The following is a 3,222-nucleotide window of genomic DNA, read 5'->3' on the forward strand; positions in this document are numbered from 1 at the left end:
AACGCCGCGAGTTCATCACCCTGCTCGGCGGCGCTGCGGCGTGGCCGTGCCACCCCCCCAACGCGGCGATTGACCCAGCGGTCGCAGCAGAGGCACGGCCCCCACCCGTTTCGCAGCCGAGGCGGAAAAGTTTCGGACGCGCTTGCTCGTCTCGGGATCCGGGGATTCAAGCCACACCTGCGCAAGGCGCCAGAGCGTCTGGCAGGCCTGCGGACAGCGGAGGGCACGGGCCTGCCGGCAAACATCATCGAGGAGTTCCGGCGCGACATGGCACGGCTGGCATTGGTCCGTGAGCAGATCAGCTCGATCGAGAAGACACGTGCCGAGCGGCTCGAGCGGGCACCGGATACAGGGCCGCATGCGATGGTGCGGCTGCTCGCCAGGGTGATCGGTATCGGTATCGAGACGGCGGACATGCTGGTGCGGGAGATCCTGTCGCGGAAGCTTCGAGATCGAAGAGCGCTGGCGCGCTACGCCGGGCTCACGGGATCGCCCGACGAGAGCGGTTTGAAAAGCCGAGAGAAGGGCCTGGCCAAGGCCGGCAATGCGCGGGTACGACGTGGGCTGATCCAGTTGGCATGGCGCTTCCTGATGTTCCAGAAAGACAGTGCGCTGGCGCGGTGGTATCGCACGCGGACCGAGGGGCCGAGCGGCGCGCGCAAGACGACAATGATCGTGGCACTGGCGCGCAAGCTGCTGATAGCGCTGTGGCGCCTGGTCACGACCGGTGAGGTGCCGGACGGTGTCGAGTTGCGGACGGCGGCGTGAGCAATACTGTAGAACGAGAAAGGACAAACAGAGTTCGGCACCTGACTGCACTTGATGCGCGGTAGCCGATGACGATCCGAGGTGGCGGCAATCCGCATACGGCTATGGCTGCAATGCCGCTGGGAGAATGGACCCGCCGCCTCGGAGCCTTGCCCGCAGAAGCGTATGACTGCTTCATGGTCTGCACCCCATACGGGTTCAACCGAATACAAGCGTGGTTCGCGCGATTGATCGCGGCCAATGGCAGGCTCCCCTCGGATTATCGCGCGGAAACTACCCGATCGCCGCAGCCTGCCGCCGCGCTCGCGTCCGTCAAGGACAAGCCTTCGGCGGCGCTGAAGAAGCGCCGTCCTTGACCGCCGCTGCGCGCGACGGCGATGCAAATATGCGGTCGGGACGAAAGAATGCTTGCGGCGCAGGTCGAACAAAAGAATGGAATGACAAAGGACGACAGAAATGGCGTGATGCCTCCTTGACAAAGAAAGCCCCATACAAGCCGGATGCTCGAATCGGGCTTGTCCGGATCTAATGGCATGGACCGGCCGCGCTCCTTCGGCGCTTTGGTTGAAGGAGGGCGGATCGGCAATACATGCTGTACCTCGCACGGAGGCACCTCCGGCAGCTGCATGATTGTTGCGCGGCGCGCCCCTTCGCCGTCAAGCCCTCGCCTTCGGGTCGCCGCTGCGCGGCTGCGGGCTCGACCGCTCGGGGTCGGCCACGCAACTAGCTTTCCGTGCCGCGAATGCCGACAGATGTACCTCCGGCTCTCACCGTCATTCGGAGGACACGACCATGATCGCTATCAACAAGGACATCATCGCGACAATCGGCGTCGATCTTGGCAGAAATACCTATCGGGCGCCTCGAATAATTGGCTGTCGTTTCGTGCTGTGTGAATCTCGTTCGTGAGGACGTGATTCGGCGGAGCGAGCGATGGGGCAGCTGGGATTTTTCGACGCGGACAGGCGGCTTGCAGCATTATCGGAGAAGGGTGATCCGCTGGAGGCGATCACGGCGCTGGTTCCGTGGGAGAGCTTTCGCGCCGAGATCGAGGCGGTAGTGCTGACGCCAGATGAGGCGAAGAAGAGCAAGGCCGGGCGCAAGCCTTTTGATGCGATCATGATGTTCCGGATGCTGGTGCTGCAATCGCTGTACAATCTGTCGGACGTGCAGATCGAGTATCAAGTTTGGGATCGGGCCACGTTCACGCGATTTGTCGGTCTTGGGTCGGAGGATTGCATTCCCGACGGCACGACGCTGTGGCTGTTCCGCGAGAAGCTCGCGCGGGCCGGGCTGATCGAGACGCTGTTCGATCGGTTCGACCAGCATCTCACCGCGAAGGGCTATATCGCGCGCGGCGGGCAGATGGTGGATGCGAGCATTGTGCCGATGCCGAAGCAGCGCAACACGCGCGAGGAGAACGAGGCAGTCAAGCGCGGCGAGACGCCCGCGGAGTGGGAGCGGAAGCCGGCCAAGAACCGCCAGAAAGATAAAGACGCGCGCTGGACGAAGAAGCACGGTCGCAGCTTCTTTGGCTACAAGAACCACGTGAACGTGGACCGGACGCACAAGCTGATCCGGCGCTATGCGGTGACCGACGCGGCCGTGCATGACAGCCGCAAGCTCAATGGGCTTTTGCACCAAGGCAACACCTCGCACGACGTGTTCGGAGACAGCGCCTATCGCTCGGCCGCGAATGAGGCGACGTTGAAGGGGCGAGGCTTTCGCAGCCGCATCCATGTGCGCGCGGCGCGCGGCCATCCGCTGTCGAAGGCTCAAGCGGCAGCGAACCGGGCGAAGAGCCGCATCCGCGCGCGTATCGAGCATGTGTTCGGCGCCCAGGAGATCGCGCCGGGCGGCCGGCTGTTGCGCACCATCGGCATCGTGCGGGCGCGGATCAAGATCGGCTTGCAGAACTTCGTCTACAACGTTCGCCGGCTGGCGACGCTCGAACGCAGGAGGTCTCACTCGTTCAAATTGGCGAGCCGACTGGCTGCCGCTTGAGGGCGGAGCCCGCCCGCCGCGGCGAAAAAAGCCGGCGGCAGGCAGCAAATATGCGCCGCTACACAAATCGGTGCAACGTCCGATCGCCGATCTTCGATGAAATCAGGCACGAGTCCGAAGTTAGCCGCCGATCACGTCGAGAAAGCGTCATTCTTCGAGGCCCCCTTAAGTTTAATCGCAACGTTCGAATAAATTCCTTAGCTATCCTGCCTCTGCGAAAGGATAACTCATGAAGCTCACGACAATCGTTTTATCCTCAGTGCTGACGCTCGGTTCCACACTCACGCTCGATCCCACACTCGCACTTGCACAAGTTAGTTCCGGCAGCGTCGCTGCTGCTCACGCCGCGACGGGGGGCCCCCCTGTGGCGGGCGCCATCAAGAGCGACAATCCCAGCGGCACGCGGGACAGCGGCACGCGGGACAGCGCGCAAGGCTCCGGTTCGGGCAA

4 protein-coding genes are annotated in these 3,222 nt (G+C 63.3%); 3 read left to right on the top strand and 1 reads right to left on the bottom strand.

Going from position 1 to position 3,222, the window contains the following annotated elements; all coding sequences use genetic code 11:
• Positions 1-768 (top strand): transposase (locus VMT30_02945; protein ID HVQ43898.1); only part of this gene is annotated, 768 nt, incomplete at its 5' end.
• Positions 769-1,027: 259 nt separating this feature from the next.
• Here VMT30_02945 and VMT30_02950 read toward each other — a convergent pair.
• Positions 1,028-1,303: a hypothetical protein gene (locus VMT30_02950; protein ID HVQ43899.1), complete on the bottom strand. Its 276-nt coding sequence runs from the start codon at positions 1,301-1,303 to the stop codon at positions 1,028-1,030.
• 398 nt (positions 1,304-1,701) lie between these two features.
• Between VMT30_02950 and VMT30_02955 the strand changes: the two genes are divergently transcribed.
• Together VMT30_02955 and VMT30_02960 are read left to right on the top strand one after the other, a co-directional pair.
• Positions 1,702-2,772, top strand: coding sequence for an IS5 family transposase (locus VMT30_02955; protein ID HVQ43900.1), 1,071 nt, complete (start codon positions 1,702-1,704; stop codon positions 2,770-2,772).
• 229 nt (positions 2,773-3,001) lie between these two features.
• Positions 3,002-3,222 (top strand): hypothetical protein (locus VMT30_02960; protein ID HVQ43901.1); only part of this gene is annotated, 221 nt, incomplete at its 3' end.

Source organism: Candidatus Saccharimonadia bacterium, assembly GCA_035544015.1.
Classification (GTDB): domain Bacteria; phylum Patescibacteriota; class Saccharimonadia; order UBA4664; family UBA4664; genus UBA5169.